We start from the raw sequence: 8,297 nt of genomic DNA on the forward strand, positions 1-8,297 counted from the left end.
AGGAAAGTCATTATCTGAAATATATAAATAAATCTATACCGAGTTTGATTTTAAGGGTGTGAATTAATGAATTTATTTATTGCCGATCTTGTTGAATATAAAAGAAAAGTTAGACTATTTGCATCTGGTAATAGAAATCTTATTTTATTGCTTTTCTTTATTGTTATTCCGGCAGAGGTGAGTGGTGTTATTTCAGGAATAGCTACCCTTTCACAATATGTCATCGAGCCTAAGAATGCAATAAAAGAGTTTTATCTTTCTTCACTGTTTTTACTGATTTATATTATTTATTACTCAATTCAGAAACAGTCATTCCCGATTAAATACTCTAACTCATTTATATCATCGCTTCTGAATAAAAAACAATTTTTCTTTTATAGAATTGCTTTTATGATTTATAGTGCCATTCCTATATCAATTTTCTTTTTTATGGGTTTATTATCTAAGAATAGTCATAGTTTAGAGTACATTATCAGAGCGTTATCATTGGTAATATCGTTGTCAGCCCTTGGTTTTTTACTATATGAATCGAATAAAATTAACGTCATCATAATATCTTTGCTGTTCATTCTATTTTGTGTGATTAATAACTCTGTTTTTTATAGTGTAATTCAGGTAGTGATTATATTAGTTCTTTCATTTTTTCTGTTCGTTAATGATATAATATTAGTTATTAAGAATAAAAATTCAGGGGGGAGGATTCCTTTGGTTTTTTTATCCCCGTACGTTATTTATATTTTTGATTTTATATCTACCAGAAAAGTATTCGTAATTACTATAACTACATCCATAGTATTTTTTTCAGTATCAGCTTATTTCATATATCAACAGATGCCAGAGAAGATTAATGATGTATTAATTGTATTTTTTAGTATCATACTATATATCTCAATGATCCTTTTCTATAATCTTTCTCACTTCACTCAAAATAACATTTCCAATCTAATAAGCTTCACAACCAGAATAAACTTAATAATTAAAAATTACTTTTCTATTTTGGCTGTTTTTATAATCGTATTTATGATTTTTTTGTTTTTCCTTCCCAAACACTTTTTATTGCCGATGTTTGTCTTTTATTCATTATTATCCATCGTAACTTCCATTATTAATATTTTAAAGAGTCAATATACAAAATTAATCACATTGTTTGTGATAGTGCTATTTTCTTGCTTATTGGGATATTTATATGCTTAGTGTAACTGGATCAGAAATCAAAATTGGTAACAGAAAAATAATTTCAGATTTTAATTGCTTGCTTGATACCGGATTAAACCGTATTGGTGGGGTTAATGGTTCAGGTAAAACAACGTTTCTTTCGTGTATTGCTGGTGTTAATCGAATAAAAAAAGGCAGTGTGAATTTCATTGAAGCAGATAAAGTTTCGCCTTTTAATCTTCAAAAACAGGGATTTTATCTTTCAGAGCATGTTGATTTTTATCATTTCCTCACTGGTTTGGATGTAATAAATTTAACTAAGAAATATAAGAAGCTAAATGACCATCACCCTTTGGATTATTATTTATCCGGATTTGGTATTTCCGATTATCTATATACTGAGTTTGGTAATATGTCACTTGGAACAAAAAAGAAGTTTTTATTAGTTTCAGCTTTGATGACCGATATGGATGTTTATATCTTTGACGAGCCTACTAATGGTCTTGATTCCAATTCTGTTAATTTTTTTAGAACATTATTAAATTTTCTCTCTGAGAGAAAAATTATTATCTTCAGTTCACATGATGAGGATTTTTTAAAAGGGTTACATATTACCAACTATCAAATTGATAAAAACAGGATTATGAAAGTTGAAAATTAATGTGATGATTTTCAGTTATAAGTTGAGTGAAAAAAATATAGCCACCAATAATATGGCGGCTATATTACCCATTAATCAAAAAAGATCAATTAATCCAACTGATGTCCTTTGATTCCACTATATGTGACCGGGGTTTCTGTATTGTGAGTTTCGTTTTTCACGAAAGGAATTTTACCCGAAAAGACATCTTTCTGGGCTGCTCCGGTGAAATCTGCGATTGAGTCAGGTAAGTTAACTCCCATGTTTTTACCTCTGTCGTGACCAGTTATGGATTGGTGAGTGATTTGCTGCGTATTCATGGAGACTGTTCCTTGAGTACTGTCAACTCGGCTACCAGCCAGATAGGTTCTGCCCGCGACATTCAGATTAACCCCGTTAGCACCGTTCAGGGTTGATTGCTCACCAACGGTTTCCTGATCAAGCGTATCGTAATTGCTCTTCAGTTTTCCGTTGTAATCTTTAAAAGCAGCAGTCAGACGATCTGTCAGGTTTGGGGCTTCCGTGTTTGTTTTATCATCGTTAGTTGCAGCGATTTCCGCAGAGTTATTGTCAGCAATCGGTAATGTCGCTTTATGGCTGTTATCACCTTTGACTGTTCTGCTATAACCTAATCCGCTATCTAAACCGATATTCAGGCTATCGGTTTTATTTTTCAGGCTTTCAACGTTGAGGTTGCCACCAATATTACCCGTGACCTGATCTGCGTTGATGTTGCTGCCTTTGAGTGAGGTATCCCGAGCACTGGTCAGTGTGACGTTACCACCAGAAACCTGATTGTTGTGGTAAGTCACCTTGTTCAGTCGATCAACACCGAATTTAACTTCACCGCCTATATTGTATTTGTTATCGATGATGCTGTTACCGGCTTCTCCATTGCCGGCGTTACCATCGCCGCCTTCATTATTACGCACTGTGTTAGCCATACCGCCTTTGCCTTTAGCGCCAAAGTTCCAGCCATTGTTGTTGACTGCATCATGAGCTGAGGCCAGTTCAATCCTGCCACGTTGTGCCGTCAGATCGACCTGCTTGCCAGAAACGTTCGTGCCTTGCAGAGTCAGGTTATTCGCAGCATTCAGGTTTACATTCTGTCCGCCTGTAATTGTGCCGGTTTGAGCGATATTTCTATTCTGCTGGCTGGTGTTATAGCCGGCACCTGCACTGCCACTGAAGTTTTTACCATCTGGGTTAGTTCCTACAGTCAGAGAAAGTTCTCCGTTATAACCATAACTGTTTTTTTCCTCACGGTTGTTGGCCTGTTCGAACTGAATATTTCCGCCGGAATTCACGCTTGTCTGACCATTACCACCGTTCATGGAAGTGCCCTGATAATGTGCGTTTCTGGTGACTTGAACGTTAATGCCATTCTGGGCGTTGATTTCACTGCCAACCGCGTTTCTATTATGGGTGGATTCTGCCTGATAGCTGCCACTCCCTTTACCGTTGACAGAAAGATCGCTGCCGGTGCTGGTGTAAACGCGCATACGGGCATCGCCAACCGTATTTGATGAACTGCTGCTTTGCTGGTTGTAGGCGGCTTCACTGGTATGGCTACCGGCAGTCAGGGATGCATTACCTTTATTAGCCTGATATTTCGTCCCTTGATCGTAAAGATCGCCATTGGTGTTGATCCTGATATCGCCGGCTTTAACGGTAGTGACGACAGCGTTTGATTGATGGTTGGTGGAGTAATGACTTTTCCCGTTCATCTCCAGTTCAAGCCCGACATTCGGTAATCCGGTTTTTGCAACAGAAGTATCCAGCTTTCCGTTTGTTGCTGCTTTCGCCGTTTTTTCCATAGGGCGGGTTGTGGCGCTGTAATCGGCTGAACCGCTGATTTCACCACCAACCTGCATTTGTCTTGTGGAGTCTGATTCGGTGTTGGCTGTTGCTACATTTCGGATGCTGCCAGCATTCGCCTGATAAGTTCCCTGTACCTGATATTGAGTGCCTTGTTGTTTCAGTTCTCCTTGAGCGTTTAGTTCAAGGTTGCCATTAATTCGTGCTTCTGAAACCACCGCAGTAGTGCGGTTCCGGGAATGACCATTATCAGAATAACCACCTTCAGCACCGCCGCCGAATTTATCCATACCACCGGTGGCAAAGACACCGCCACGCACTTTAGCCTGAGAGTTATCGGTGGCTGTTCTGTTTTCTGCGGCTGTCAGAGCAATGTTGTTACCTGCAATTCTGGCATCACCCTGCGTTGTTACCACTCTGCCACCATCAATAGTGACATTTTTACCTGAATTAATGGTAATTGTGCGGCCATTTAACTCAGCTTGTTGCTGTGTGGTGGTATGGTTTTTTTGGTTATCAAGGGAATGCTCAAAACCTGCGCCGGCACGGTATTGCTTGTCTTTGGTGTCATGAGCGTAATACTGCCAGTCAAGGTTGTTTTTCTCCTGTTGGTGTTCACTTTGTTCACCATAGGCAAGCACGTTGATATTGCCGGATGTATTGATGTTCAGCTCTCCAGCACTTTTCGCCAGACTGCCGATGACATTGATATCTTTATCACTGATTAATTTCAGGTCAGCATCAGAGATTAACTGGCTACCGGTGCTGGTTTGCTGGTTTGTCTGTTCCTGATTGGAATTTTTGGTGATGTTAAAGATGGTGCCTTTTCTTTCATCCACTTTTTTGTAGGTATTACTGACGGAGTTATCGATGGTTAAGTCACCGTCATTAGCTTCAACATAGGCACCCTGTCGAGCTTTTACCTTGCTGCCAGTAATGGTGACGCCATCTATTCCACTCAGCAGTAAATGCCCGTCTGCGCTGAGATCAGAAGCATGGTGTGTTTCTACTTTATCGTGGTTGTCTTTGTTGCTGCCACCGGCAAGGCCACCCCACTTACGCTTATTTTTCTCAATAACATGGTCATCAACGAGGGATTGCACAGTCACTTTTGTCTGTTGCCCCGCCGAAACAATCATGTTTTTGCCTGAATGTACTTTAGAGCCGACAATTTCAGTATTGGCACCTGCATTGATTCCTAAATCGCCGCCTGCATTCAGTTCACTGCTGACAAGTCTTTGGGTTGTGTCGATAGTTGCCCAATCGCCGGTTTGTAATCCCATTCCATCGTTCTTTCTGTAACCCTTTTCGAGTTTTCTTTCTGATTCGACTAAACCAGCCAGTTTTACATCCTGCTTAGCAGAAACTGAAATCTGGTTGCCAGCGGTCACTTTACTGCCCAATATTTCTGCATTGCCTTCACTGGCTGTCAGGTGAACATTGTTCCGTGCATTGAGAGTATTGCCTTCATACTGATACTTTTCACTCTCATTGGTGACATCCTTCTGCCAGGATAACTGCCAGTTGTTATCGGTGTTTTGATCACGCTGGTGTAGCTGCTGACCGTCCAGTTTCAGATTAGCGCCAGTCAGTTTGATGTTATCTCCATCAATATCGGTTGCCATTATCTGATTATCTTTGCGGGCAATCAGTGTGATGTTTTTACCGGTCAATTGAGTACGGGCAATGGACTCATTAATCTGTTCCTGAGAGGTATGAGCACCGCTAAAAGTACTTTGGTGATTACCTTCTCCTGTTTTTTGTAATGATGATCGGTTGAGGTATCCCTGCGCCCGCAAGTTTTTGCCCTGTAATGTGATATCGCCGCCCTGCAAGTTTGCCGCTTCTAATTCCACATCACCGTGGGAGGCAATATAAATATCATCACCGGCTTGCATCCTGCCCCGTAGATTGACGCCACTGCCTTCTGCGGTATTCACCAGACGGATACGCCCTGCCTGCATACTACCGAAGTAATAGCTGTCGAGCGCTCCAGCACCAGGCTGTCTTGAATCCAATATTCTGCCATCTGCGGCAATCTGGTTATTTCCGGTGGTAATATTGAGCGATTTGGGCGTGATAACTTTTCCTCTGATATCGATGCGGGGCGCGATAAGGTTCAGGACATCATTATGAGTCAGACCGGCATTTCTGATATTCAGGGCATTTTTATTGTTGAAGTTATTGAACCCTTGCAGAATGCCATTCTCAACCAACGGATTGCCGACCACCAGCGAAGCCTGATTGGTGTTGATAAAGCCGCAGCCGTTACAGGTAATACCGTTGGGGTTTGCCAGTATATAGTCGGCAGCCATGCCGAAAACTTCCTGTTTGCCGAGTAAGAGTGAAGGGTTACGGCTGATCACTTCATTCAGAATGACGCTGGCGGCCTGTCCGTTCAAATTACTGTTAGCCGATAATTGTCCGGCTAATTCTGACTGTCCATTAGCCAGTGAGTTATTTAACACCGCCCCCATTTGGTTGACGTTAAAATCCTGATACTGGTTATGTGATAGCCCTGATTCGGAAGGCGCCACGATATTGATTACCGTGGCGCCTGTTTCAGCAATGCTGACGTCCGGCCGATGAGCTGCATCACCACCGGGAGTGATGCCACTGGCAAAGCTGGTTGAACAGGTAGCCAGAATTATCGCCATTGATGCCGCAAGTTTTCCCGTAGGAGATAATCTGAATATTTTTCTTTTCATACTATTACCTCTATTTACTTTCTGTCATGTGAATGTGCAGCATCCCGGGGAGAAATTCTCCCTGATTGGCTGTGGTTAAAAATAGTTATTATTCAGGTGGTTAAAATAAATAAGAAAAGCGGGTTAATAGCTGTATAGGCTCACTTTTATCCCTGTCCTGACGAGATAATGTTTTGCCACGGCTCACCTCAATATCCGCCAGAAAGTGTTGATGGCGTAAGGCCGCTCCGACACTGAATCCTGCGTTGCTGCTCCACGATGCTTCCTGCCGGTTATGGCTTTTAACCTGGCCGACATCGGCTCCGACACGCAAAGTCAGTGAACTTTCAGGCAACGGTATTGCGTAAGATAAGGTGTTTCTCAGATACCAGCCGTTATCAGCGGAGAGGGTATTTTTGCTGAACCCGCGTACCGCATTGCGATCGGTAATATTGAGCCACTCAACGCCCGGGAGTCCATTTGGGCTGTATTGGGTATAAAACTGGCTGCTAAGGCGGTATGGCACAGTAAACAGTTTGAAATTCTGGTGTAAATTGACAGACAGCTTTCCTTTGGTGAATCGCTTCAGGTTATGAGTGACTGCCTGAGCACCGAGCCACGGTGTTCCCTGCTCAATGCCGGTGTCAAAAGTGATAAGTCCATTTGGAATAATTTGTAAGTGGTTTATTCCCAGTGAGAGCACTGCTAGTTTCTGACTGCTGACGTTGGATTTGGATTCATAGAAATAGGTGTTGGAATCCTTGTAAACGAATTGAGTGTTGAGCGTCGAAATCTGTGACTGACTGCGGTGAAAGAGCCAGTCTATGCGCATACCGGATTGCTGAGAGTTTCCGCTCAGTTTGAATGAGTTGAACTTCAACTTTAGCTGATTTTTATATTGGGAATAGCTGGTAAAACCGCTGAAAGTGACAGCACCATAAGGCAGCGAATAGAACAATGTCGCCGCCCGATTATATTGGGTGCTGGGTTTATCAATGGTGCTGACCCCATTGACGCTGACAAAATCTGATAGCCCGAGTGGACTGTCAAAGCTGGCATTCAGTCTGCTGATCCATTTACCGGTACTTTTTTGCCCGTAGTTATCCGTTATTGCAGAGAGATGCCACGGTGTGGAATGCCGGTTATGCAGCCTGACGATAGAGCCGCCGCTTACTGTACCGGGCAGAATATCGAGTGTTGTTTTATTCGATTGCAGACGATTTGACTGATCCAGCCCTTGATCCAGCTGATTCAGGTTGAGTGGCTGATTAATAAGCCCGGGGAATAACATCCGGCTATTAACCCAGCGGTCACCACCTTCGATGGCTTCGACGAAACCTTCAATGACACTGAGCCCTAACTCCCTATTATAACTAGGGGGAATGAATTGCACCCGGGCAGTAATGTAGCCTTTGGCGATATACAGATTAGTGATTTCTGCTGTCAGTCTATTAATGTCATTGCTGGTAATACACTGTTCCGGCAGCGCACTGAGTGTATCCAGTTCCGCCAGAGAAAGCAGGGTAATGCCCTGAAGATACACTCCGTTGATATCCAGACATGCGGGGGCTTCAGTTAGCACTGGGGAAACTGTTTCGGGTGAAAGGGCATCAGAGCGTTCGATAAATCCCCGGTAGCGACGCTGTTCAATGAGCTGGTCTATTTCCCGTGAACTATCCTGTAAGGTTCTTCTGGCTTCGTCTATAGATAATACAGCATCAGGTGCTTCTGGCAGTGCGCTGGCCTGAAGGGATACAGATAATAAAATAAAAACTGCCGTCCTTTTGAACATCGTAGCACCCAAATGGCTATGGTTGAGTTGCGCATACCTTTCGTCTTTCTGGTTATTCCTGAAAAACCCTTAGGTATATATAGTTATTCTGGTTTACTAATTAATCATTAAAGCATATAAATTATTTTATTTTGCTCTGATTACTGGTTGTCGTTCGTTCCATTTGATTATTTATAGTTATATATTTAACTTAATTATTTACCAT

3 protein-coding genes are annotated in these 8,297 nt (G+C 42.1%); 1 reads left to right on the forward strand and 2 read right to left on the reverse strand.

The window, feature by feature from the left end; all coding sequences use genetic code 11:
- Positions 1–1,186: 1,186 nt before the first annotated feature.
- Positions 1,187–1,816 carry an AAA family ATPase gene (locus tag AACX38_RS03155; RefSeq protein WP_228865720.1) on the forward strand — a complete coding sequence of 210 codons (630 nt, stop codon included), beginning with the start codon at positions 1,187–1,189 and terminating at the stop codon, positions 1,814–1,816.
- Between the two features lie 89 nt (positions 1,817–1,905).
- On the opposite strand, the gene AACX38_RS03160 is transcribed toward AACX38_RS03155, so the two are convergent.
- Complete coding sequence (locus AACX38_RS03160; protein ID WP_228865721.1) at positions 1,906–6,321, reverse strand: hemagglutinin repeat-containing protein; 4,416 nt, start codon at positions 6,319–6,321, stop codon at positions 1,906–1,908.
- Between the two features lie 100 nt (positions 6,322–6,421).
- Positions 6,422–8,092, reverse strand: a complete 1,671-nt coding sequence (locus tag AACX38_RS03165) for a ShlB/FhaC/HecB family hemolysin secretion/activation protein (RefSeq protein ID WP_228865722.1) — start codon at positions 8,090–8,092, stop codon at positions 6,422–6,424.
- Positions 8,093–8,297 lie beyond the last annotated feature (205 nt).

Origin of the sequence: Xenorhabdus sp. PB30.3, assembly GCF_963895965.1 — a bacterium.
GTDB classification, from domain to species: Bacteria; Pseudomonadota; Gammaproteobacteria; order Enterobacterales; family Enterobacteriaceae; genus Xenorhabdus; species Xenorhabdus stockiae.

Excerpts from the sequence above, each read along its gene's own strand:
- AACX38_RS03165 (WP_228865722.1), bottom strand. The coding sequence starts at position 8,092 with ATGTTCAAAAGGACGGCAGTTTTTATTTTATTATCTGTATCCCTTCAG.
- AACX38_RS03160 (WP_228865721.1), bottom strand. The coding sequence starts at position 6,321 with ATGAAAAGAAAAATATTCAGATTATCTCCTACGGGAAAACTTGCGGCA.
- AACX38_RS03155 (WP_228865720.1), top strand. The coding sequence starts at position 1,187 with ATGCTTAGTGTAACTGGATCAGAAATCAAAATTGGTAACAGAAAAATA.